Consider the following 23,496-nt stretch of genomic DNA (forward strand, 5'->3'; position numbering starts at 1 on the left):
GGCTCCGCTATCGTCGGAAACCACGCGCAGGAGGGAGAGCATGACCGGGAAGTTCGAAGCATTGTCGGTGGAAACGCTGCCGGAGCGCCTTGGCGAGACCGCGGCCCTCACCGAGCGCATCGGCAAGGACACTAGTCGCTGGAAGGTACGCGAGGTCGGCGACGGCAATCTCAACCTGGTCTTCATCGTCGAAGGCGATCAAGGCGCCGCGGTGGTCAAGCAGGCGCTGCCCTATGTGCGGCTGGTCGGCGACAGCTGGCCGCTGCCCTTAAAACGCTCCTTCTTCGAATATCATGCGCTGACCCGGCAGGAGCGCCGTGCGCCGGGCTCGGTACCGGCGATCTACCATTTCGACGAGACCCAGGCGCTGATCGTGATGGAGTATCTGGCGCCGCCGCACATCATCCTCAGGCGGGCGCTGATCGACGGCCGCGAGCTGCCGAACATCGCACGCGACATCGGCCTGTTCATGGCGCGCACGCTGTTCCGCGGCTCCGACCTGTCGATGGCAGCCAAGGAGCGCAAGGCCGATCTTGCGCTGTTCGCCGACAATGTCGAGCTGTGCGACATCACCGAGAACCTGGTGTTCTCCGACCCCTATTTCGACGCCAAGATGAACCGGCATACCTCGCCGCAGCTCGACGGCCTGGTCGCCGAGCTGCGCGCCGACCGCGATCTCAAGGTCGAGGCGCAGCGGCTGAAGCATCTATTCGCCGCCAATGCCGAGACGCTGCTGCATGGCGACCTGCATTCAGGCTCGATCATGGTGACAGACAGCGAAACCCGGATGATCGATCCGGAATTCGCCTTCTACGGCCCGATCGCCTTCGACGTCGGGATGCTGCTTGCCAATTTCTGGATGGCCTTCTTCTCGCAGCGCGGCCACGAGGAGAAAGGTAGCCGCGACTCCATGCGCGCCTATCTGCTCGGCGTCACGGCTGAGACCTGGGCGACCTTCCGCGCCGAGTTCTCGCATCTGTGGCGGACCGAGCGCAGCGGCATGCTCTACCAGCGGAGCCTGTTCGAGGATCAGGGCGACCTGCTCGGGTCCGAGCAGGCGCTCGACCATACGCTGCATTTGATCTGGACCGACCTGCTGGGCTTTGCCGGCATCGAGGTGCACCGGCGCATCCTGGGTCTCGCCCACAATGCCGATTTCGAGACCATTGCCGATCAAGACCTGCGCGCCAGATGTGAAGCCAAGGCTTTGCGCTTCGGCCGCCATATCGCCGTCAACCGCCGCCAGATCCACAGCATCGACGAGGTCAACAAGCTGGCCGCGCTGATCGAACAGGAGAAGAGCCTTTGAACGTCGGCGAACGCCACTATCGCACCATCTGGCTCAGCGACGACAAGCGCTCGGTCGAGATCATCGACCAGCGCTGGCTGCCGCATGAGTTCCGCATCGAAAAGATCGGAAGTGTCGCCGGCATCGCCACCGCGATCCGCGACATGTGGGTGCGCGGCGCGCCGCTGATCGGCGTCACCGCCGCCTATGGCGTCGCCATCCAGATGATGGACGACCCGTCGGACGAAGCGCTCGACGCGGTGTGGGAGACGCTGCACAGGACACGGCCGACGGCCATCAATCTGCGCTGGGCGTTGGACGAGATGCGCCGGCACCTCAAGCCGTTCGCGCCTGCAGAGCGTGCCGAAGCGGCCTACAGGCGGGCCGCGGAGATCGCCGATGAGGATGTCGGGCTGAACCGCGCCATCGGCGAGAACGGGCTTGCGATCATCAGGCAGATCGCGGCGAAGAAGAAGCCGGGCGAGAGCGTCAACATACTCACCCACTGCAATGCCGGTTGGCTGGCGACGGTCGATTACGGCACCGCCACCGCGCCGATCTACCTGGCGACCGAGGCCGGCATTCCGGTGCATGTCTATGTCGACGAGACGAGGCCGCGCAACCAGGGCGCCCAGCTCACCGCCTGGGAAATGGCGGGACACGGTGTACCGCACACGCTGATCGTCGACAATGCCGGAGGCCACCTGATGCAGCGCGGCGACATCGACATGGTGATCGTCGGCACCGACCGCACCACGGCCAATGGCGACGTCTGCAACAAGATCGGCACCTATCTGAAGGCTTTGGCCGCCGCCGACAATGACGTGCCCTTCTATGTCGCGCTCCCCTCGCCCACCATCGACTGGACAGTGGCCGACGGGCTGAAGGAAATCCCGATCGAGGAGCGCTCGGGCGACGAGGTTTCGCTGGTCTGGGGGAAGACGGCCGACGGAAAGGTCGCGCAGGTGCGCGTCTCACCGGATGCGACACCGGCGGCCAATCCGGCATTCGACGTGACGCCGGCGCGGCTGGTGACCGGGCTGATCACCGAGCGCGGCGTGGCGAAGGCCTCGCGCGAGGGGCTGAAGGCGATGTTTCCGGAACGGGGGTGATTAGCTGATCTCCCCAGCACGTCGTCATTCTCGGGCTTGACCCGAGAATCCATGCCGTGACCTCCGTCATCGAGCGCAACGGTGCAGAATTCTGTAACCGTTGCAACGCCTTAGCGCCACGGCATGGATCCTAGGGTCTGCGCGCGTCGCTTCGCTCCTTGCTCCGCCCTAGGATGACGACCGCGATGTCATCGCCAGTTGACACTATTGCCCTGCTCTCTCATAAAACCTGCGTTAATGTTCTCAGGGCGGGGTGAAAGTCCCCACCGGCGGTAAGGGCGATTTCGATCGCTCAAGCCCGCGAGCGCCTTCCAACCTATCGGAAGGGTCAGCAGATCCGGTGTGATTCCGGAGCCGACGGTTAAAGTCCGGATGGAAGAGAACGTACGCAAGATGGCTCGCTGGCGCGGGCCGTGGTTTTTGCGTCGTGCGTCCTGATTCTGGTTCGAAACAGAGGAAGGACCCCATGAATCAGCATTTCCCCAAAGGCCATACTGCCCGTCGTGTCGCCGTCATCCGGGCGCGCTGGCATGCCGATATCGTCGACCAATGCGTGACGGCCTTCGAGACGGAGCTTGCCGCGCTCGGCGGCTTTGCCGTCGAGGTCTTCGACGTACCGGGCGCCTATGAGATCCCGCTGCACGCCAAGACGCTTGCCGAGACCGGCCGCTACGCCGCGATCCTCGGCACCGCCTTCGTCGTCAATGGCGGCATCTACCGGCACGACTTCGTGGCGAGCGCCGTCATTGACGGCATGATGAATGTGCAGCTTGCGACCGGCGTGCCGGTGCTTTCGGCGGTGCTGACGCCGCACAACTACCATGACAGCGCCGAGCAGCATCGCTTCTTCCACGAGCATTTCGCCGTGAAGGGCAAGGAAGCGGCGAAGGCCTGCGTCGAGATCCTCGCCGCGCGCTCACGCATCGCCGCATGAAAGCAAAAACCTAAAGCGTGGGGCCTGAATCCGTTTCAGCGCAACGCGCTTTAGGCCCGGCCGCGGCCGGATTTCAGCCCTGCAACAAGAATTGCGGCCGAAAAGGCTCCGAAAGGTTGCGGTAGCTCCGAAATCCGGCCAGAAGCAACGGGGCCGCCCGACGCCCGGACGGCCTTTTCAAACACGGGCTCGAACCAGATACGGGAGACTATTCGTTGGCTCGCATCACACTGAGACAATTGCTCGACCATGCCGCCGAACATGGCTATGGCGTGCCTGCCTTCAACATGAACAATATGGAACAGGGCCTCGCCATCATGGAGGCGGCGGAGGAGACCAAGTCGCCGGTCATCCTGCAGGCCAGCCGCGGCGCGCGCGCCTATGCCAATGACGTGGTGCTGGCCAAGCTGATCGACGCGCTGGTCGAGATCCATCCCGACATCCCGGTCTGCATGCATCTCGACCACGGCAACAACGAAGCGACCTGCGTCACCGCGATCCAGTACGGCTTCACCTCGGTGATGATGGACGGCTCCCTGAAGGAGGACGGCAAGTCGCCGGCCGACTACGCCTATAATTCCGGCATCACGCGGCGCGTCGTCGACATGGCGCATTGGGGCGGCGTCTCGGTGGAAGGCGAGATCGGCGTGCTTGGCTCTCTGGAGAGCGGCGGCGGCGAGCAGGAAGACGGCCACGGCGTCGAGGGCGCGATCAGCCACGACCAGTTGCTGACCGATCCGGTGCAGGCCGAGCAGTTCGTGCGCGACACGCATGTCGACGCGCTGGCCGTCGCCATGGGCACCAGCCACGGCGCCTATAAATTCTCGCGCAAGCCGGACGGCGCGGTGCTGGCGATGAACGTGATCGAGGAGATCCATCGCCGCCTGCCCAACATGCATCTGGTCATGCACGGCTCGTCGTCGGTGCCGGAGGAACTGCAGGAGATCATCAACAAATATGGCGGCCAGATGAAGCCGACCTGGGGCGTGCCGGTGGAGGAGATCCAGCGCGGCATCAAGCATGGCGTGCGCAAGATCAACATCGACACCGACAACCGCATGGCGCTGACCGGCGCGATCCGCAAGGTGCTGACCGAGAACCCCAGCGAGTTCGATCCGCGCAAATATCTGACGCCGGCCATGGCCGCGATGAAGAAGCTCTGCAAGGAGCGCTTCGAGCAGTTCGGCACCGCCGGCAACGCCTCGAAGATCAAGCCGATCCCGCTGGCCGACATGGCCAAGCGCTACAAATCGGGCAGCCTCGACCCGAAATTCGGCTGAGCCAACTTTCCCGCGGCCGGTTTTCGGCCGGTCGCGGTAGCCGGCCCTGCCCTCGCCTCAGCATCCGCGTGGCGGAACTTCATGCCGGCCAAAACGGTTCCTGCTCTGACGCCTCCCGTGCCCGCTCACAGGGAAGGAGACAACCATGAGCAAGGACCGCGACAGCGAAGGTCCGGTGTTTCGGGGCAGGACGCGCGACAGGGCGAAATCATCCTGCGCACGCGCGCCCGTCGCATCATCTTCATCGCCGGACTGGTCGGTATCGTCGTGCTGGCGCTGGTGCTGAGCATTGCCGTCCGGTGAGGGCGATTCGCGCATGATGGAGTAGCGGCCAGGGAACCATCCGCGGCCAAGCCTAGTTGAGCATTCCAGACGCAACGGAGGGCGCGCTTAGGCTGCCCCGACGGACCATGCTCACGCCGCTTTGCTGCGACATGCCGCTTCATCCGACCTGGCCGGACCTCGTCGCGCGGCTGCTGGTCACGGTGCTTGCAGGCTTCCTCATTGGCCTGAACCGCGAGGCCCGCGGTCATTCCGCCGGGTTGCGGACGACCATCCTGGTCGGCCTTGCGGCCTGCGTCGCAATGGTCCAGGCCAACATGCTGCTCGGTGTCTCGGGCAAAGGACCGGACTCCTTCGTGCGCATGGATGTGATGCGTCTTGCCCTCGGCGTGCTCACCGGTGTCGGCTTCATCGGCGGCGGCGCTATCTTGCGGCGCGGCGATCTGGTCACCGGCGTCACCACCGCCGCCACGATGTGGATCATGACCATGATCGGCCTTGCCTTCGGCGGCGGTCAGTACGGCCTCGGCGCGATCGCAACCGTGCTGACGCTGGTGACACTGCAGGCGCTGAAATGGGTCGACCTCAAGATCCGGCGCGATCACAAGGCAATCCTTTCGGTCTCCTGGCCGAAAAACGCGCCGCCCGACCTCCAGGAAATGGTACGGCCGCTTGGCTACAGTGCCCGCTTCGTCGGCATGGAGCACGACGCAGACCGTGAGCGCTTTGTTTATTCCTTCAATATTCTGTGGAAGCAGCCGGACGCTATTCCACCTTCGACCGACGTGCTGACGCTTGTCGGCGAGCATTGCGCGGTCGAGCGCTTCGAGGTGATCAGCGAGAAGCCGTTCTAGTGTCGTAACGGAGGATGCTTGAAATCGTCCCGGACATGAAACTTTCCCGCCCGCAGATGGTTCTGGGCAAGATGGTACTTGTCCATGATCGGTAGGCATTGATGGCCGAACTTTCTCTGACGCGCGGCCGGATGGTCGATGTCCAGATCGCCCAGCGTGGAATTCATGACCGCCGGGTCCTGGAGGCCATGCGGGAGGTTCCACGCGAGGTCTTTGTCGACCCCGATTTCGAGGAATTCGCCTATGAGGACACCCCTCTGCCGATCGGCAAGGGTCAGACGATCTCGCAACCCTTCATGGTCGCCTACATGATCGAAGCCGCTGAGATCGATCCTGGCGACCGCGTTCTCGAGGTTGGGACGGGCTCGGGCTACGCGGCGGCGGTGATGAGTCGTGTTGCGGCCCGCGTTTACACGATAGAGCGCCATGCGATGCTCGCCGAAATCGCCCGGCAGCGGTTCGAACGCCTCGGTTACGACAATATCGAGGTTCGCGCCGGCGACGGCACCAAGGGATGGAGCGACGCCGCTCCGTTCGATGCCATATTGGTGGCCGCAGCCGGTCCCGGCGCGCCGCTGGCGCTTCAGGAACAGCTCGATGTCGGTGGCCGTCTGGTGATCCCCGTCGGCAAGGAGGTCGACGACCAGCGGCTGCTGAAGGTCACCCGAACCGGCGCAACGACCTACGAGGAGGAAGACCTCGGTGGCGTGCAGTTCGTTCCGCTCATCGGCGAACAAGGCTGGGCGGAACGGCCTCGATATGGAGCCGATCGACCGGCTGTGGTCACGCCGCAGCCGCGCGAAAGAAGCCTGCCGGAGATGATCGCGGCCGCCGCCGAGCCGCTGCGGGATTTCGAAGACCCGGCCTTCGGCGATCTGTTCGACCGCTTCGCGGACCGGCGTGTTGTCCTTCTCGGCGAGGCCAGTCACGGCACCTCCGAATTCTACAAGGCGCGCGGCGCGATCACGCGTCGGCTCATCGAAAAGCATGGCTTCAGCATCGTCGCGGTTGAAGCGGACTGGCCGGATGCTGCGGCCATTGACCGCCATGTACGCCATCGGCCGCCGCGCGCGGCCGCAGAGCCGCCGTTCCAGCGCTTTCCCACATGGATGTGGCGCAACACCGATGTCGACGCATTCGTCGGCTGGATGCGGGATCACAATGGAGGCCTCGACGATGTAAACCGCCGGGCCGGCTTTTACGGTCTCGACATCTACAATATGAGCGCGTCGATTGCGGCCGTCCTGCGCTATCTCGACCAGGTCGATCCGGAAGCCGCCGCCGCTGCGCGGCAACGCTATGGCTGCCTGACCCCGTGGCAGAAAGAGCCTTCCACATACGGGCGCGCCGTGCTCACCGCCGGCTATCGCAAATGCGAACAAGCCGTGCTGGAGCAATGTCAGGAGCTGCTTGCAAGACAGCTCGACTACGCTCGACAAGACGGCGCCGACTTTCTCGATGCCACGCAGAACGCAAGGCTGATCGCAGCCGCTGAACGCTACTATCGCATCATGTATTACGGCGGGGCGGAATCCTGGAATCTCCGCGACACGCACATGTTCGAGACGCTGGAGCATCTACTGGATGCGCGCGGCTCGGAGTCAAAGGCCGTCGTCTGGGCCCACAACTCGCATATCGGCGATGCCCGTTTCACCGAGATGGGAACGATCAGGCAGGAGTTGAACATCGGCCAGCTCTGCCGCGAGCGCTTCGGCGACCAAGTGGCGCTGATCGGCTTCGGCACCCATTCCGGAACCGTGGCCGCCGCTTCCGATTGGGACGATCCGATGCAGGTCATGCGGGTGCGCCCTTCGCATGTGGACAGCTACGAACGGCTCTGCCACGACAGCGGGGTGTCGCGGTTCCTGCTCGATATGGACCGCGACGCCGCACTGAGACATCGCCTGCTGGAGCGGCGGCTGGAGCGCTTCATCGGCGTGATCTACAGGCCGGAAACCGAACTGCGCAGCCACTATGCCGATGCCTCGCTGCCGAGGCAGTTCGACGCCTTCGTCTGGTTCGACAAGACGAAAGCGGTGACGCCGCTTGGGCCGGAGCATGCCAGGACCGGTGTACCCGAAACCTATCCGTTCGGACTTTGACGAAGTCGGAGTCTCGGAACGGGGCGGCGGCCAAACGCGCTCGGAACATTCGCTTCGGCCAATCAGTTCCTCATCCAGCAAATCTTGGAAGGAGCCTGTTATGAGCACCAAGCATCTCAAATCGCGCAAACCGAGCGACGCCGATCTGGAAAACAATCCAGGCATCGGAACGTCAAAGGGCAGTATCAAGGAAGGCGATGATCTCGAACTCGGCGAGAACACGACCGAAGGCGACGTCGAGAACGACACAACGGCCAGCGGCGGCATCAATCCGCGGCAAAAAATGCGCACGAACAAATAGAGTCTAAAGCCAGGCGAGTGCCTCACGCATCCGTTTTTGGCTCTTCCGCGTCGGCGCGAACGAGCTTGATGTCGACCCCTGCTGCCCAGGCGCCGATGTCCTCGCGGCGCAGCGCCGCCGCCATCATGTCGGGGAAGTGATCCGGCGTGCAGGCAAAGACCGGAATGCCCAGCGCCGCGACCGAGCCGGCCATGGAAGGGTCGTAGCCGGGACGGCCCTGGTCGGTGAGCGCGAGCAGCACGACCACGTTGACGCCCGACCGCACCAGCGTCGCCAGCCTTTGCAGAAGCTCCTTGCCGTTGCCGCCCTCGTAGAGATCGGTGATCAAGACGAAATGCGCCTTGGTCGGCCGCTCGATGCGCTCGGCGCAATAGGCGACGGCCTGGTTGATATCGGTGCCGCCGCCGAGCTGGACGCCGAACGGCACCTCAACCGGATCGCTGAGCTCTTCCGTCAGATCGACGATGGCGGTGTCGAAACATACGAGCTTGGTGCGCACGACCGGCAGTGACGCCATCACGGCGGCAAAAATCGAGGCGTAGATGACCGAGCTTGCCATCGAGCCGGACTGGTCAACGCAGAGCGTTACCTCGTCGAGATCGACCAGCCGCCGCTGGCGGCGCATGAAGCCGACCAGCTTTTCCGGCACGACGGTCTTGTGGTCCGGCTGGTAGTGGCGAAGGTTCGCCGTAATAGTGCGCGGCCAGTCTATGTCGCGCTGGCGCGGGCGGTTGGTGCGCCGCGACTTATCGAGCGCGCCACGGATCGCCTCCGCGGTCTTCTGCTCCAGACGTTGCATCAGCTTCGCGACAATATCGGTAATGATCGAGCGCGCGATGTCCTTGGTCTTGTCCGGCATAGCCGAGCGCAGCGAGATCAGGTCGGCGACGAGATTGACGTCGGCCTCGATCGCCTTGAGGAATTCCGGCTCCATCAGCATCTGCTTCAGGTTCAGCCGCTCGAAGGCGTCCTTCTGCACGACCTGCACGACCTGCTCGGGGAAGAAGGAGCGGATGTCGCCCATCCATTGAGCGACGCGCGGCGCCGAGCGGCCAAGCCCGCCACGCCGCTTACGCGGATCGCCGGCGGTGTCGCCGCTGCCGTCGCCATAGAGCGCGTCGAGCGCCGCAGACAGCCGCCGATCCTCGGCCGAGAGCGCCGACGATGTCTCCTCGTCGGCGCCGATCGCCAGCCGCCAGCGACGCTCCCGATTGTCCAGCGTCTGATCGAGCTCCGGCCCAGTCACTTCGTCAGCCATGGCGGGGCTCCCCTGCGAGCAGCTTTCCAAGAAGGGCAAAATGCCGGCGCCAAGCCTCGCCGCCGTCCGGTGCCGGCGTCCGCCCCGTGGGCAGGCTCGCTCTCTTGCCAAGCACGGCCTCGATCAGGCGCCGGCGTTCCATGCTGTCGAGGTTGGAAAAGACGCGGCGCAGCAGCGGCAGATGCGCCACGAAAGCTTCCTCTTCCAGCGAGGCCAACCAGGCATCGACGGCGCCGCGCAACCCCTCGTCATATATCAGCCTCTGGCCGGCGCCGCTGAAAAAGCCTTCGAAGAATGTCGCGGCATCGGCAACGGGCGTTCCCGGCGACAGACGCTTTGCGAGCAGATTGGCGGTTGCTTCGGCGGAGAGCCGGCCGTGCTCATAGAGCAGATGCGCGGCGCAACCGGCGACGAGCGCCGTCGAGCGCGATGAATCGAGCACGGCAGCCAGACCGTTGCGCCAGGCCTCCAGGACATGCTCGTCCGGTTCGACCAGCCTGATCGCCTCGTCGGCCTTGCGCAACGCGGCCATCAACGCCGCGGCGGCCTGCGCGTCGAGGTCGCGCGCCGCATAAGGCAGCGCGATCGATCCTTCGATGATCAACCGTTCCAAGAGGCCGGCGAGGCGTTCGGTCTCGGTTTTGCGCGCCTCGCCGTAGCGGATGATGTCGGCCAGCGGCGGCACCGAGGCCAGCAGCTCCAGGCACTCGCTGCTGTGCGCCGCCTTTTCCTCCAGCGTCGCGAGCCCGACGACGGACGCCTCGCTCAGCCCCGCCGTGATCGCGTTTTGCACCAGTGTGGCAAGCGTATCCAGTGTCGCGGCCGCGCCGATCATCTGGATCAGGCGGCCATTGGCGGCCTTCTCGATGGTCGGTCCATAGACCAGGTTCTCGACCAAGCGAACCGCATATTCCGGTTGCCAGGCCAACATCCAGCGCTCGCGGAACGTGCCGCGACTGCGGCCGACATCCGTCAGCCTGCCCCAGTTGACGCCAAGCACATTCAGCCGGTGCAGCAATGTCGAGCGGAAGAGCCCGCTCTCGCTGCGCAGGTCTACGGAAAGTTCCCGCTCAAGGGCCTCGGGCTTCAGCCGGGCCGCCTTCTGGTTGCGCTGCAGATCATCGATCAGTGGGGCAAGCGGCGTGTCTGGCGGAATCTCGCCGACATCGGCGCCGAGCAGCAGCTCGGCCTCGACCATCTTCCACAGCAAAGCCTCGCCGTTGAAGAGCGCTGAGACCGAGGCGTCGCGCAGTTCCTCGAAGCCGGGCTTCGGCCTGTCGCGGATGGCGGCGAGCGCGCGAGCCAAGCGTTCTGCCTCGATCAGAGAGGCCGTGGACACCATATGGCCCTTGCCCCTGAGCACCGCGGCGATCCGCGCCAGCCAAAGGACCGAGGCATCATCGCGCCCGCGCGTCGCCCACAGATGCTTACACCAACCGGGAGCGACGACGCCGGCGCCATAGCCATAGCCCAGCGCCAGGCGCGGTCCGGTCCATGGCGCGAAGGTCATCGTGGTCTTGCGTCGGCCGATGCCCTTGAGCAGCGCCTGGTCGCTCTTTTGCGTGTGCGCCGCCCGAAGGGCCGGCACGTGCCAGGCACCGCAGACGACGGCCAATGGTCCGTCGAATTCCTTTCGCACGGCGGCGATCTCGAGACGCATATGCGCCTCGCGCATCGCCTCGAAGTTGCCGATCGCGCCCCCGCCGTCGCGCAGCGTCGTCATCGCGTCGGCAATGGCCGCGAAGATCGGGCCGGGTGCAGGATTCTGCTCGATGATATCCGACCACCAGCTCTCGCCGTCCTCGTAGCCGGCGGCGCGCGCCAGGGTGCCGATCGGATCTCGGATGCGTTCGGCCTCCTCGCCCTGCTCTTCCGTCGCCTCCGCTTCGGCCCCATCGGCGTCCGTCGCACTTTCAGTCGTCTTCTCGGCCAGCCGCGCCGCCGACGGCAGGTCGATGAAGCGAAGCGCCGCTTTGTTGGCTACGGCCCACAGCGCCGCCTGGTACTCGGGCGAGAATTCGGCAAAGGGCCAGAAGCTCGTTGCCGCGGGATCATCCTCGGGATAGCAGAGCAGCGCCACCGGCGGCTTCATGTCGGGGCTGGCGAGCAGCGGCAGCAGCGGCGTGGCATCCACCGGCCCCTCGATCAGCACGGCGACGGGCCGCAATTCCTGCAACGCCTTGACCAGGCTCTCGGCGGAGCCCGGCCCGTGATGGCGAATGCCGAAATAGCTGATGCCGCCCTCAATCATCGCTCAGATGGCCGCGTTGAGCGCCGCGTAATAGCCGGCATAGTCCGGCCGCTTCTTGAGCACCGTCTCTAGATATTCCTCCAGCACCACCTTGTCCTGCACCGGATCCTTGACGATGGCGCCGACAAGGCTCGAGGCAAGGCCCGCGGCGTGAAGCTTGCCGTCGTCGAACCAGGCCGCCTGACTGAGGCCGCCGACCATCGTGGCGATCGCCTCGGCGGTGGACAGCGAGCCCGACGGCGTCTTCAGCGTCACCTTGCCGTCGGCGGTGGCGCCCGAGCGCAGCTCACGGAAGATGGTGAGCACGCGGGCGATCTCCTCGCCGACATTCTTCGGCACCGGCAGGTCAAGCCCACCGGCCATCTCGCCGACGCGCCGGGAGACGATGGAGACTTCCTCGTTCATGTTCTCAGGCAAGGGCAGCACCACGACATTGAAGCGACGCTTCAGCGCCGAGGAGAGCTCGTTGACGCCCTTGTCGCGGTTGTTGGCCGTGGCGATGATGTTGAAGCCGCGCTGCGCATAGATCGAAGTGTTCAATTCCGGCACCGGCATCATCTTTTCCGAGAGCACGGTGATCAGCGTGTCCTGGACGTCGGAGCCCATGCGCGTCAACTCTTCCAGGCGACAGAGCTTGCCGTCCTGCATGGCGCGGTAGAGCGGGGTCGGCACCAGCGCCTCCTGGCTCGGGCCCTTGGCCAGCAGCTGGGCATAGTTCCAGCCATAGCGGATCTGGTTCTCGTCGGTACCGGCGGTGCATTGCACGACCAGCGTCGAGTTTCCCATGATGGCGCCGGCGAGATGTTCCGAGACCCAGGATTTCGCCGTCCCGGGAACGCCGAGCAGAAGCAGCGCCCGGTCGGTAGCCAAAGTGGCGACCGCCGTTTCCATCAGTTGCCGGCGGCCGACATATTTCGGCGAAATCACCGTGCCGTCGCTGGCCTTGCCGCCCATCAGATAGGTGAGCACTGCTTTGGGCGACAGGCTCCAGCCGGCAGGCTTCTGACGGTCGTCGCCGCGCGCCAGCGCCTGCAGTTCCGACGCATAGATTTCTTCGACCGGAAGGCGGATGGCTGCGTTCATGCGATCGTCTCCAGCTTGATCATCTGTGGGATTGGTTCTGGGCAAGCGCCGCGTTGAGCCGCAGCAGACCGAGCGATGGGGATGCGGGCGGCAAGCCTGCGGCAACGACCTCGCCGATCAATTTTTCCGCCGTCGCCGCCGTGGCGAGAAAGCCCATGGTTTCGAGATACTGCTCGGCGCTTCGTTTCATGATGTCGTTGTCACCCGAGACGGCGGCACGCAGCGCCGAAAGCGTCTTGCCGCTTGTGAGGTCGCCCCATTCCAGCCAGCCTGCTTCCGCGCCTTCGACCTGGGTGAGCGCGGCCAGATTTTGCGCGTCATTCAGGATCTGCCTGATCAGGAGACGTTTCCTGCCGCCGTCCAAACGCAACATGAGCTGGAGGACGAGAAGCGCCAACCTGCCGCCAGCGGCGACGAGCAGGTCCGCCAAACAAGCCACCGCCGCGTCGCCGCCGGACGCCGAGACCATTCGAACGAGAAAGAGGTCGGCATTATCATCGACGCCAAACTGCCATGCCCCGATGAAATCGGACTCCGTCTTGCCGAAGTGAGCGACGAGATCGCCGAAATAACAGGACGCGAACAAGTCGGCGCGACGTGCCTGTTGCGCGGGCGACTTGGTTTTTGTCGGCGCATAGGTGGTGCGGCGCCGGATGAAGCCGGATTTGCCTTCCTCGATGAAAGCGGCGAGCTCGGCTATCGGATTTTCCAGTCCGCCATCAGTTGGATTGCCACGTTCGCCCAACCTTGCCAGGAGCCGGCCGGCCATTTCGCGCACTTTGCCGGAGCGATCGGCAGACAAGCTCTTCAGAAACGGAACGTCATCGGTACCAAGGCCGAAACGCATGAGTTCGACAAGTGGAAGCCTGACCTCCGCCGGTTCGCTTGTCCCTTTGGTCTCGATGAGAGTCCGCGCCAAGGCAGGCCTGGTGCGCCGTAAATCGATCAAGGCAATACGGCGCGCAGCTGGATAGAAGTCGTCCCAGGTTTCCGCCGTCAGTTGCTCGCGGCCGGACCGTTTTTCGCCTTCGGCGCCTGCCTGCCAGTCGACCCAAGGCGCATAGACATCAGGGCTTTCCTGATCCGTTACAGCGGGCATCCAGTCCATCGGATGCAGCACGAAGCCTCGGCTGGCGACGAGCGTGGCCACGCGGGTCTTGAGCCGCGCATCGGCTGCATATTTCAGTGCGGCACGCAGCGACGGCCGCAGCCGTTCGGGAAGCATCGGCAAGGCCAGCAATGGCAGTGGCGGACGGCGTTTCAAGGTTTTCGGCGCCGCCGGGCGAAGCGCGACATCCAGCGCCTGCGCGGCAATGGCCAGCAGCCGCCGCTCCTGCTCGTCCGGGTTGGCCGCCGCCGCGACTTCCTTCCATTCGGCGGGAGCAAATTCGAAAGCGGCGCCGCCGGAAATCCAGCCGTCGCGCAGCCTCGCCAGCCCTGCCTGCTCGAGCTCGTTCACGACAGGTCGAGCCTCCCCATGCTGCTTTGCGAAGCCAGAAGCTCGAGCCTCGCGCCGTTCCACAGCGCGGCCGTCGCCGCGAGGTCGAGACCGAGCAAGGTTTGATTGACCGAACCCGCGACAGGCAAGGCGATGCCATGCGGATCGTTCGCCGCCTGCCACCAGGCGCCGTCCCTTTCGTCCAGCGCGATCACGCCGGCCGGCAGGATGAGCGGGCAATCGGACAGCCAAGGCGTTTTGTCCTGGAATACGGAATAAGCGGCGAGCGGATCGGTCTCGGCGCCGCCGGCGAATGCGGGCCATGCGCCAGGCGACGCGTCGCCCAGCCGCTCCGCGACCAGCGCCCTGAGCGGATTGCGGGATGGGTAGAACACCAGCCTCGCCTTGAAGCGGTCCCCGGGGGCAAAAGCGCCGGAGCGCCGCCCCGCTGATGCCGGGAAGAAATCGAGCAGGAGTGCAAATCGTGGAGTTGGACTCCCGAGATCGAGCAACCAGGTGGCGTGGCTCACAAGGCCGTCGCGCCGCGTCTCGATCTTTTCGCCAAGCACCTCCCAGTCGCTCTCGACCTGGACGGCATCGGGGTCGGCGAGGATCTGGTCGCGCGTCTCCGACGTCGAGACCAGGCGCTTCAATTCGGCATCATCGGGCGCGGCACGCCAGGCCTTGCCGAGCAGCACCAGCTTGCCGAGCTCGCGGATCGCGGCATCCGGGCGCTCCTCGCCACGCAGCGCCATCAGCCGCGCCGGCAACTCGTCGATGCGCCCGGCGAGCGTCGTCGCCTTCAGATCGACAAGACGCGCCGCGATGCGGCGGCAGCGTTCACTGCTGGCGTTGACAAAACCGGCGAGACCGAGCCGAAGCTGGTCGGCGATCCATTGGTCGAGCTCATCGAGCGCCGCAGAAACCGCGCTGCGCGTGTCCTCGGCCCGCTTGCGCTGCGCGGCCTCGCGGCGTTCGGCGGCAGCAGCGTCCTCAACAGGAGCGATCTCTTCCGGCCGCGATGCCTCGTCGATGCTTTTGCCTTCCGAGCGCGCGGGCGCTTGCGCCGGCGGCTGTCCTGGCTTGCGGCGCCGGCCGAGCCAGTCGTTCACCCAGTCGGGCGTCTGGTCGACACGCGCGAAGCTGTCGGGCGCCGTGGCACCGATCCACGCCAACGCCAGTATGTGCTTGCACGGAAATTTTCGCGACGGACACGTGCATTTATAGCCGTGATCGGAGGTGTCGAATGCGACCCGGTACGGGTTGGATCCTGAGCCCTGGCATTCGCCCCAGATGAGCGGAAGCTGTTCATGTGCTTCAAGCCTGGGCCAGTTCGACCGCTTGGTCAGCTTGGCCGCGGCGCCAAGCGAAGCCTGATCGGGGGCCAATGCCTCGATTGTCTTCAAATCCAGCTGCAAGCCGCGCGCCTCTCACCACCCCGAAGCAATGACGTCGCAACGATTGATAGCCGTTTGCGGCGCGCCGGTGTAGCTCCAGCCGCCGTAAAATTTGAGAACCTGTCTAACGTTCCGTTGCTCTCCTGACAGCACCGGTCAGGCCATTTGTGAACATCGTTCATTTTTCTCTTGAACGTCGTTCACGATATGCTATAGTGCGTTCGTGAACAGCATTCAAGGCAAGTAGCCGGCCTGAAACAGACCGGCGCCGATCCGGCTTAACGCTGAAACGAAAGGATCATATCGATGCTCGCCGACAGCCAAGCCCGCAAACAGTCAGGTGCCTGGAAGGCCTGGAGACCGATCGTGGACGACAGATTCCAGGCGCCAAGAACAAGAAACAAATGGTTTGGATTGAATCGCAGTAACGAAGTTTAACGGCTTCCCGATAAACAAGGCTCAAACCGCGCAAGTGTCCGCTCAGTCCAATCGGATTGCCAGCCGGACTTGCCCAATGGAAATTGCCATGAACACCCATCTGATGATGTCGCGGCGCTTCGCGCCTCTCTTCTGGACGCAATTCCTCTCAGCCTTCAATGACAATTTCCTGAAGAACACGCTGGTGTTCCTCATTCTCTTCACGCTTGCCAAGGACCAGGCCGCGTCGCTGGTGACGCTGGCGGGGGCTGTCTTCATGGCGCCCTTCCTGCTGCTGTCGGCGCTTGGCGGCGAGATCGCCGACCGCTTCGACAAGGCGCTGATCGCGCGGCGGCTGAAGTTCACCGAGATCGCCGCGGCCGCCGTCGCCGTCGCCGGCATCGCGCTGTCGTCGATCCCGGTGCTGATGACGGCGCTGTTGATGTTCGGCACCATCTCGGCGCTGTTCGGGCCGATCAAATACGGCATCCTGCCGGATCATCTCGAACGCAAGGAACTGCCAAAGGCCAATGCCTGGATCGAGTCGGCCACCTTCGCAGCGATCCTGGGCGGCACCATCGCCGGCGGCGTCGTCTCCGCCGATGGCATCGGCGTTTGGGTGTTCGGACCGGTCATGATGGCGCTGGCCGTCGGCTGCTGGTTCGTCAGCCGCTATATCCCGTCCACCGGTTCGGCCGCACCCAACCTTGCCATCGACAAGAACATCTTCCGCTCGACCTGGCGGCAGGTCGCCGACTTGCGCACCGACACGCGCATCTGGCGTGCCGGCCTGATGACCTCCTGGTTCTGGCTGGTCGGCGCCATCGTGCTTTCGATCCTGCCGACGCTGATCAAGGATTCGCTCGGCGGCAACGAGATCGCCGTCACCGCCTATCTTGCGGTGTTCGCCGTCTCGATCGCCATCGGCTCGGCCATCGCCGCCTGGATGTCGCAAGGACGAATGGTGCTGCTGCCGGCGCCGGTCGGCACGGCGCTGCTGGCGCTGTTCGGCCTGCATCTTGCCTGGACCATCGGCAGCATGCAGCCTTCGCCCAAGGCCGAGACGCTTGCCGCCTTCTTCGCCGGCCCGAACACCATCCGCGTCGCCATCGACCTCGCCGGCATGGCCATCGCCGCCGCCTTCCTGGTGGTGCCGACCTTCGCCGCCGTGCAGGCCTGGTCGCCGGAAGCGCGCCGCGCCCGCGTCGTGGCCGCGGTCAGCATCGTCAATGCGGGCTTCATGACCGTCGGCGGCATTCTCGTCGCGGCCATCCAGGCTACGGGTGTCTCGATCGCCGGCATCCTGTTCGGCCTCGTCGCGGCCAACGCCGTCGCCGCCTGGCTGATGCTGAAATATCTGCCGACCAATCCGTTCCGCGACTTCGTCTCTATCCTCTTCCGCGCCTTCCTGCGCTTGGAGATCGAGGGCATCGAAAACCTCAAGGCGGCCGGTAAGGCGCCGATCCTGGCCCTCAACCATGTCAGCTTCCTCGACGGCCCGCTGGCCCTGACGCTGACCGACGAGGAGCCGGTCTTCGCCATCGACTATACGATCGCCCAGGCCTGGTGGATGAAGCCGTTCATGAAGCTTGCTCGCGCTTTGCCGCTCAATCCGGCGAAGCCGATGTCGACGCGCACGCTGATCAAGGTCGTGCAGGGCGGCGATCCGCTGGTCATTTTCCCGGAGGGACGCATCACCGTCACCGGCGGCCTGATGAAGGTCTATGACGGCGCCGCCATGGTGGCCGACAAGACCGGCTCGATGGTGGTGCCGGTGCGCATCGAGGGGCTGGAGAAGAGCTACCTCTCGCGACTGACCTCGCAGCATGTGCGCCGCCGCCTGTTCCCGAAGGTCAAGGTGACCATACTGGAGCCGGTGAAGCTCGAAGTCGCGCAGGAACTGAAGGGCCGCCAGCGTCGCGCCGCGGCCGGCTCTGCGCTCTACCAGGTGATGTCGGACCTGGTCTTCCGCACCCAAGACATCGGCAAGACGGTGCTGGAGAAGATCATCGAGACCGCCAACGAGCGCGGCATGAAGGAGCTCGCCGTGCAGGATCCGGTTACCGGGTCGCTGAGCTACGGCAAGCTGCTGACGGCCGCTGCGGTGCTCGGCGAGAAGTTCGAGCATCTCTATGCCGGCCAGCAGACATTGGGCATCATGCTGCCCAACGCCAACGGCGCCTGCGCGGCACTTCTCGGCGTGATGTCGGCCGGCAAGGTTCCGGCGATGATCAACTTCACCGCCGGTGCAGCGAACATCCTGTCGGCCTGCAAGGCGGCCGAGGTGCGGACCGTGCTCACCTCCCGCGCCTTCGTCGAACAGGCAAAGCTCGGGCCGGTGGTCGAGGAGATCGGCCGTTCGGTCGACATCGTTTGGCTCGACGACCTGCGGGCCACGATCGGCCTCAAGGACAAGCTGCTCGGCCTGTTGCGCAAGACGACGCCGCGGGTGGCGCGCAAGGCGGACGATCCGGCCGCGATCCTGTTCACCTCGGGCTCGGAAGGCACGCCGAAGGGCGTGGTGCTCACCCACCGCAACATCCTGGCCAATGCCGCCCAGGCCGCCTCGCGCATCGACTTCCACTCGGGCGACAAGGTGTTCAACGTGCTGCCGATCTTCCACTCCTTCGGCATGACGGCGGGCACGGTGCTGCCGCTGATCTCCGGCGTGCCGGTCTATTTCTACCCCTCGCCGCTGCACTACCGCATCGTGCCGGAACTGATCTATGCGTCGAACGCCACGATCATCTTCGGCACCGACACGTTCCTCTCCGGCTATGCCCGCACGGCACACCCTTACGACTTCCGTTCGGTGCGCTACTGCTTCGCCGGCGCGGAACCGGTCAAGGCCGCCACGCGCACGACCTATATGGAGAAGTTCGGCTTGCGCATCCTGGAAGGCTATGGCGTGACCGAAACCGCGCCGGTGATCGCCATCAATACGCCGATGTACAACAAGTCGGGCAGCGTCGGTAAAATCATGCCCGGCATGGAATACCGCCTCGAGCCGGTGCCCGGCGTCGACGAAGGCGGCCGGCTTTTCGTGCGCGGCCCGAACGTCATGGCCGGCTATCTGCGCACCGAGAATCCGGGCGTGATCGAGCCGCTCGCCGATGGCTGGCACGACACCGGCGACGTCGTGAAAGTCGACGACGCGGGCTTCATCTCGATCCGCGGCCGCGCCAAGCGCTTCGCCAAGATCGGCGGCGAGATGGTCTCGCTGGCCGCGGTGGAGGCGCTGGCCGGCGAACTCTGGAAAGGCTCGCTTTCGGCCGTCGCCACGCTGCCCGACGCGCGCAAGGGCGAGAAGCTGATCCTGATCACGGAAGCGCCCAACGCCACCCGCACCGACTTCCTGGCCTTCGCCAAGGCGAACGGGGCCATGGACCTGATGGTTCCGGCCGAAGTGCGCGTCGTGGCGAAAGTGCCGGTGCTCGGTTCCGGCAAGCTCGACTTCGCCGGCGTGACCAGGATGGTGCGCGGCGAGGAGGACCTGAAGGTCAAGGCCGCCTGACCCGCGCATGCGAACAGGCCGGCAACAAGCTCCGGCCTGTTCATTGCCAGTCCCTGGCGTTCACTCACATGTTGGCGGCGGTCGGGCGCACGATCACTTCGTTGACGTCGACGCCGTCGGGCTGTTCGAGCGCGAAGCGGATCGCGCGGGCAATGGCGTCCGGCTTCAGTGACTTTTGCCGCCACTCTTTCAACGCCGCTGCCACCTGCGGGTCGCTGATGTCGTCGCCCAATTCGGTCGCTGTCACCCCAGGCGAGATGATCGTGGCGCGGATGTCGTCGTGCTCCTGCCGCAGGCCTTCGGTGATCGCCCACACCGCATATTTCGTGCCACAGTAGACCGCCGCGGTGGGCAGCACGAGATGCGCGCCGACGGACGCCACGTTGACGACGTGACCGTTTTTCTGCGCGACGAAGCGCGGCAGCACCGAAGCGATCCCGTTCAGCACGCCGAAGATGTTGACGTTTATCATGCGCGCCCACTCATCGCGCTTCAGCGCGACAAGTGGCGACAGCGGCATGACGCCGGCATTGTTGACCAGCGCATCGATCTGCCCGAATTGGGCATGAGCGGCATCGGCGAAAGCCTCGAAGCTCTCGGCATCCGTTACGTCGAGCTCGCGCCAGGCGACGCGTTCACCGATTTCCTCGGCCAGCGCTTTCAGACGCTCGGCGCGCCGGGCTCCGATGAACAGTCTGGCGCCGGCCGCGGCAAGCTCTCGCACCGTCGCTTCGCCGATGCCGCTCGATGCGCCGGTGATGAGTACAACCTTGTCTTTCAGTCCCGTCATGATCGTTCCTTTTTGGCTTGCGGTGACGGGATGGAAAATGGCGCCGCACAGGCGAAGACCGGTAGCGCGATCGTCCAAAGAGTTTGCACAATCCTCCAAACGAGGCAGACAAGCCTTGCAACATTCCGCGTCATGCAGATTTATGCGGCATGGAAAAAATCACCGAACTGGCCGGGCTGATTGCCCGGCATGCCAGGGGTCCCGGCATTTCAAGCACCGCGATCCCCCGGCTGACGCTCATTCGTGCCGACCGGCCCAGCGCGCCGGTGCCGGCGGTCTATGAAGCCTCGCTTTGCATAATCGCCCAAGGATCGAAGCGCGTCTCGCTGGCAGACCAGAGCGTGGTCTATGATGCATCGAGCTATCTTCTTGTTTCGGTCGACCTGCCTCTGGTCGGCCATGTTCTCGAGGCCAGTCCGGCCGCGCCATATCTATGCTGCAAGATCGACTTCGACCTCGCGGCACTTGCCGATCTGCTGGTGACGGAGCGGCGGGCTTCTGGCGAAAAGGACTTGCCTGTGCTTGCGGTCTATCCGAGCGACCCGGACCTGATCGATGCCGCGAGCCGATTGGTGAAGCTGCTCGATCGCCCCGAAACCATCGATGTTCTGGCCCCGCTGATAGAGCGCGAAATCCTCTACCGTCTGCTTACCGGTCCGCATGGCGCAACGCTTCGTCAAATGGGAACCGTGGACAGCCACCTGAACCAGGTGAGCCGCGCGATCGCTACGATTCGGAACGGCTTCCAGGCGCAATTGCGGATCGACGAGATTGCCGCGGCGTCAGGCATGAGCGCGTCGTCGTTTCATGCTCACTTCAAGGCGATCACGCGCATGACCCCGCTGGAATATCAAAAGCAGCTACGCCTGCAGGAAGCGCGAAGGCTGATGCTGGCCGACGGGGCCAACGCCGGCACGGCCGGTTTCGCGGTCGGCTATGACAGCCCGTCCCAGTTCAGCCGCGAATATCGGCGTCTGTTCGGCGCCCCGCCCCGTCAGGACATCGAGCGTCTTCAGGCCATACCCGGCTCGGCCGCGGCCTATTGAGGCCTTGGCCGAACGGGGTGCAGCCTGTCAACAGGCCCTGGATCGCCGGAGACTTTGCGCCGGACCGATCGGCTCAGGCCGCGTATCTTGCCATGACGGGCTGCCTCGACCACTGGGCATACCAGGTGTCGAAGAGCTTGAGCTGCTGCTCGGCATAACCGCGTTGGCTGTCGCTCAGCGCGTCCGTCTCGTTGAAGTGCAACCTGTATTCGGGATTACCCTTCAGCACCATCATGTGCTTGAAATAGAGCACGAGGTCCGGTCCCTCGTCGAAAGAGGACAGCACGGCCAGTGCCGCGTCCAGTTCCTGCGCCAGCCGGCGCGCTTCGGCATCGCCTTGCGCCGCCGCCTGGCTGAGGCCCACCAGATGCAGCACTTCCTTGGGCAGGACATTGCCGATGCCGGTGATGGCGCCCGAAGCGCCGCAATTGACGAAGCCGTGGAAGACGGCGGTGTCGACGCCGATCATCAGCGCAACGTCGTCGTCGCGGCTGGTTATGTTTTCCGCCGCGTAGCGCAAATCCGCCGGGCCGCCGAACTCCTTGAAGCCGACCAGGTTCGGATGCTCGGCGCGCAGCGCGAAGAAGAGATCGGCGCGCGTGGCAAAGCCGTAATAGGGACTGTTGTAGATGACGGCCGGCAGGTCGGGCGCGGCGGCAAGGATCGCCTTGAAATGATGGCGCTGCGCCGTCACCGACGGCCCGCGCGAGAGCACGCGCGGTATCACCATCAGGCCCCGCGCGCCGACCTTTTGCGCGTGGGCGGCGTGCGCCACGGCGCTGGCGGTGTTGACCGCGCCTGTGCCGACAATCACCGGAACGCCGGCCTTCACCAGGCGCTCGACGCCTTCCATGCGCTGCGCGTCGGTCAGCAGCGGCCAGTCGCCCATGGAGCCGCAATAGACGACGGCCGACATGCCGGCGGCGATCAGCTCGCGTCCCTTGCGCACCAGCGCGTCGAAGTCGGGAAGGCGGTCATCGGTGCAAGGCGTCATCAGCGCCGGCATGCAGCCGGAAAAAACATTGGCGGTCATCTTCGAAGTCTCCTTGAGGCACGCATGCGGAACGACCAGTTTGGCCCGACGCAGCACCGCTTGCCAAGCAGATAGTCGCTTTTCCGGCTGAAGAGAGCCTCAAACGGTCACCACGATCTTGCCGAACTGTTCGCCTGCTTCCAGAAAACGGTGCGCCTCGGCGATCTTCTCGAACGGAAACGTCCTGGCGATGACCGGCTTCAGCGCGCCTGCGGCGAGGCCGTCGAGGATGAAGGCCTTGGCGGCTTCAAGCCGGGCGGGATCGCCGGTGATCTCGTGGACAAGGTAGCCGCGCAGCGTCAACGTTTTCGTCAGGACATCGAACAGTGGGAACGGCGTCGGCTCGGGGCTGAGGCCGCCATATTCGATGAGAATGCCGCCGCGCGCCATGGCGGCCGTAAGCGGCGTGAAGATCGGGCCGCCGACCGCGTCGAGAACGACGCGAACGCCTTGCGGTGCGATCTTCCTCAGCCTCGCTTCGATATCCTCCTCGGCCAAGGCCACCACATGCGCCGCGCCGGCATCGAGCAGCGCCGTCTTCTTGGCCGATGTTCGGGTGACGGCGATCGGCACCCCGCCAATTCTGTTGGCGATCTGGATGGCGGCCAGTCCGACGCTGCTCGACGCGGCGGTGATGACGACAGGCTCGTCAGGGCCGAGACGTGCGATATCGACCAGCGCGCCATAGGCGGTGAGATATTGCATCCATGTCGCGGCGGCGGCCTCGAACGAAAGCGATGGCGGATGTTTCACCACAAGCTCGGCGGGAAAATTCACGAGCTGGCCATAGGCCGGCCAGCGCGCCATCGAGCGCGGCGGGATGATGCTGACCGCATCACCCAATGCGAAGACTTCCACGCCGGCTCCCGCCGCCTCGACGATCCCCGCCGCTTCGAGGCCGAGGCCGGACGGCAGCGTCGGCGTCTCGATGTAAGAGCCGTTGCGCATCAAGGCTTCGGCGCGGTTCAAGCCCAACGCCCTGACGCGGATCCGCACCTCGCCGGGGCCTGGCCGCGGAACCTCCATATCCTCGATGCGAAGCACCTCGGGACCGCCGTGACTATGAAAGCGGACAACCCTTGCCATGCCTGCAACTCCGAACCCAACCGATGGAAT

18 protein-coding genes and 1 riboswitch are annotated in these 23,496 nt (G+C 64.8%); of the genes, 10 read left to right on the forward strand and 8 right to left on the reverse strand.

Annotated elements, in window-relative coordinates:
- Nucleotides 1-40: 40 nt before the first annotated feature.
- The 8 genes from mtnK (at nt 41) to CK219_RS21750 (ending at nt 8,153) form a co-directional block, all read left to right on the forward strand.
- Nucleotides 41-1,309: an S-methyl-5-thioribose kinase gene (gene mtnK, locus CK219_RS21715; protein ID WP_095768793.1), complete on the forward strand. Its 1,269-nt coding sequence runs from the start codon at nt 41-43 to the stop codon at nt 1,307-1,309.
- Nucleotides 1,306-2,400, forward strand: coding sequence for an S-methyl-5-thioribose-1-phosphate isomerase (gene mtnA / locus CK219_RS21720; RefSeq protein WP_095768794.1), 1,095 nt, complete (start codon nt 1,306-1,308; stop codon nt 2,398-2,400). Before mtnK ends, mtnA begins: the two co-directional genes overlap by 4 nt.
- Before the next feature lie 235 nt (nt 2,401-2,635).
- A riboswitch (FMN riboswitch) is annotated at nt 2,636-2,788 on the forward strand.
- 78 nt (nt 2,789-2,866) lie between these two features.
- Nucleotides 2,867-3,334 (forward strand): 6,7-dimethyl-8-ribityllumazine synthase, encoded by a 468-nt coding sequence (locus CK219_RS21725; protein ID WP_095768795.1) that lies wholly within the window; start codon nt 2,867-2,869, stop codon nt 3,332-3,334.
- 215 nt (nt 3,335-3,549) lie between these two features.
- Nucleotides 3,550-4,614, forward strand: coding sequence for a class II fructose-bisphosphate aldolase (gene fba, locus CK219_RS21730; RefSeq protein WP_095768796.1), 1,065 nt, complete (start codon nt 3,550-3,552; stop codon nt 4,612-4,614).
- Between the two features lie 81 nt (nt 4,615-4,695).
- Nucleotides 4,696-4,917 (forward strand): hypothetical protein, encoded by a 222-nt coding sequence (locus CK219_RS21735; protein WP_245340572.1) that lies wholly within the window; start codon nt 4,696-4,698, stop codon nt 4,915-4,917.
- 107 nt (nt 4,918-5,024) lie between these two features.
- Nucleotides 5,025-5,750: an MgtC/SapB family protein gene (locus CK219_RS21740; protein ID WP_095768797.1), complete on the forward strand. Its 726-nt coding sequence runs from the start codon at nt 5,025-5,027 to the stop codon at nt 5,748-5,750.
- Nucleotides 5,751-5,851: 101 nt separating this feature from the next.
- Nucleotides 5,852-7,852 carry a protein-L-isoaspartate(D-aspartate) O-methyltransferase gene (locus tag CK219_RS21745; protein ID WP_095768798.1) on the forward strand — a complete coding sequence of 667 codons (2,001 nt, stop codon included), beginning with the start codon at nt 5,852-5,854 and terminating at the stop codon, nt 7,850-7,852.
- Between the two features lie 100 nt (nt 7,853-7,952).
- Complete coding sequence (locus tag CK219_RS21750; protein WP_095768799.1) at nt 7,953-8,153, forward strand: hypothetical protein; 201 nt, start codon at nt 7,953-7,955, stop codon at nt 8,151-8,153.
- 22 nt (nt 8,154-8,175) lie between these two features.
- On the opposite strand, the gene CK219_RS21755 is transcribed toward CK219_RS21750, so the two are convergent.
- From CK219_RS21755 to CK219_RS21775, 5 genes are read right to left on the reverse strand one after another with little or no spacing between them, the layout of a single operon-like run.
- Nucleotides 8,176-9,411, reverse strand: a complete 1,236-nt coding sequence (locus CK219_RS21755; RefSeq protein ID WP_095768800.1) for a VWA domain-containing protein — start codon at nt 9,409-9,411, stop codon at nt 8,176-8,178.
- Nucleotides 9,404-11,662: a DUF5682 family protein gene (locus CK219_RS21760; RefSeq protein ID WP_095768801.1), complete on the reverse strand. Its 2,259-nt coding sequence runs from the start codon at nt 11,660-11,662 to the stop codon at nt 9,404-9,406. Before CK219_RS21760 ends, CK219_RS21755 begins: the two co-directional genes overlap by 8 nt.
- 3 nt (nt 11,663-11,665) lie before the next feature.
- A complete protein-coding gene (locus CK219_RS21765) occupies nt 11,666-12,745 on the reverse strand; it encodes an AAA family ATPase (protein WP_095768802.1) in 1,080 nt (359 codons plus the stop codon).
- Nucleotides 12,746-12,764: 19 nt separating this feature from the next.
- Nucleotides 12,765-14,267: a DUF5691 domain-containing protein gene (locus CK219_RS21770; protein WP_245340573.1), complete on the reverse strand. Its 1,503-nt coding sequence runs from the start codon at nt 14,265-14,267 to the stop codon at nt 12,765-12,767.
- A complete protein-coding gene (locus CK219_RS21775) occupies nt 14,201-15,601 on the reverse strand; it encodes an SWIM zinc finger family protein (protein ID WP_095768804.1) in 1,401 nt (466 codons plus the stop codon). The genes CK219_RS21770 and CK219_RS21775 overlap by 67 nt, the downstream gene beginning before the upstream one ends.
- A gap of 505 nt (nt 15,602-16,106) precedes the next feature.
- On the opposite strand from CK219_RS21775, the gene CK219_RS21780 reads away from it, so the two are divergent.
- Nucleotides 16,107-19,511, forward strand: coding sequence for an acyl-[ACP]--phospholipid O-acyltransferase (locus CK219_RS21780; RefSeq protein ID WP_095768893.1), 3,405 nt, complete (start codon nt 16,107-16,109; stop codon nt 19,509-19,511).
- Nucleotides 19,512-19,575: 64 nt separating this feature from the next.
- On the opposite strand, the gene CK219_RS21785 is transcribed toward CK219_RS21780, so the two are convergent.
- Nucleotides 19,576-20,301 carry an SDR family oxidoreductase gene (locus tag CK219_RS21785; protein WP_095768894.1) on the reverse strand — a complete coding sequence of 242 codons (726 nt, stop codon included), beginning with the start codon at nt 20,299-20,301 and terminating at the stop codon, nt 19,576-19,578.
- 149 nt (nt 20,302-20,450) lie between these two features.
- Here CK219_RS21785 and CK219_RS21790 point away from each other — a divergent pair, with 149 nt between their 5' ends.
- Nucleotides 20,451-21,347: an AraC family transcriptional regulator gene (locus CK219_RS21790; protein ID WP_095768805.1), complete on the forward strand. Its 897-nt coding sequence runs from the start codon at nt 20,451-20,453 to the stop codon at nt 21,345-21,347.
- A 73-nt stretch (nt 21,348-21,420) separates the two neighbouring features.
- Here the strand turns inward: CK219_RS21790 and CK219_RS21795 are convergent, their stop codons facing one another.
- Complete coding sequence (locus CK219_RS21795) at nt 21,421-22,380, reverse strand: dihydrodipicolinate synthase family protein (protein WP_095768895.1); 960 nt, start codon at nt 22,378-22,380, stop codon at nt 21,421-21,423.
- 99 nt (nt 22,381-22,479) lie between these two features.
- Nucleotides 22,480-23,466: a zinc-dependent alcohol dehydrogenase family protein gene (locus tag CK219_RS21800; protein ID WP_095768806.1), complete on the reverse strand. Its 987-nt coding sequence runs from the start codon at nt 23,464-23,466 to the stop codon at nt 22,480-22,482.
- Between the last annotated feature and the right edge of the window lie 30 nt (nt 23,467-23,496).

The sequence above is a fragment of the Mesorhizobium sp. WSM4313 genome, assembly GCF_002294725.1.
Classification (GTDB): domain Bacteria; phylum Pseudomonadota; class Alphaproteobacteria; order Rhizobiales; family Rhizobiaceae; genus Mesorhizobium.

What these genes read in the sequence shown, in the direction of transcription:
- mtnK (WP_095768793.1), top strand. Translation starts at nt 41, where the DNA reads ATGACCGGGAAGTTCGAAGCATTGTCGGTGGAAACGCTGCCGGAGCGC.
- CK219_RS21725 (WP_095768795.1), top strand. Translation starts at nt 2,867, where the DNA reads ATGAATCAGCATTTCCCCAAAGGCCATACTGCCCGTCGTGTCGCCGTC.
- CK219_RS21735 (WP_245340572.1), top strand. Translation starts at nt 4,696, where the DNA reads ATGCCGGCCAAAACGGTTCCTGCTCTGACGCCTCCCGTGCCCGCTCAC.
- CK219_RS21740 (WP_095768797.1), top strand. Translation starts at nt 5,025, where the DNA reads ATGCTCACGCCGCTTTGCTGCGACATGCCGCTTCATCCGACCTGGCCG.
- CK219_RS21745 (WP_095768798.1), top strand. Translation starts at nt 5,852, where the DNA reads ATGGCCGAACTTTCTCTGACGCGCGGCCGGATGGTCGATGTCCAGATC.
- CK219_RS21750 (WP_095768799.1), top strand. Translation starts at nt 7,953, where the DNA reads ATGAGCACCAAGCATCTCAAATCGCGCAAACCGAGCGACGCCGATCTG.
- CK219_RS21755 (WP_095768800.1), bottom strand. Translation starts at nt 9,411, where the DNA reads ATGGCTGACGAAGTGACTGGGCCGGAGCTCGATCAGACGCTGGACAAT.
- CK219_RS21760 (WP_095768801.1), bottom strand. Translation starts at nt 11,662, where the DNA reads ATGATTGAGGGCGGCATCAGCTATTTCGGCATTCGCCATCACGGGCCG.
- CK219_RS21765 (WP_095768802.1), bottom strand. Translation starts at nt 12,745, where the DNA reads ATGAACGCAGCCATCCGCCTTCCGGTCGAAGAAATCTATGCGTCGGAA.
- CK219_RS21780 (WP_095768893.1), top strand. Translation starts at nt 16,107, where the DNA reads ATGAACACCCATCTGATGATGTCGCGGCGCTTCGCGCCTCTCTTCTGG.
- CK219_RS21785 (WP_095768894.1), bottom strand. Translation starts at nt 20,301, where the DNA reads ATGACGGGACTGAAAGACAAGGTTGTACTCATCACCGGCGCATCGAGC.
- CK219_RS21790 (WP_095768805.1), top strand. Translation starts at nt 20,451, where the DNA reads ATGGAAAAAATCACCGAACTGGCCGGGCTGATTGCCCGGCATGCCAGG.
- CK219_RS21795 (WP_095768895.1), bottom strand. Translation starts at nt 22,380, where the DNA reads ATGACCGCCAATGTTTTTTCCGGCTGCATGCCGGCGCTGATGACGCCT.
- CK219_RS21800 (WP_095768806.1), bottom strand. Translation starts at nt 23,466, where the DNA reads ATGGCAAGGGTTGTCCGCTTTCATAGTCACGGCGGTCCCGAGGTGCTT.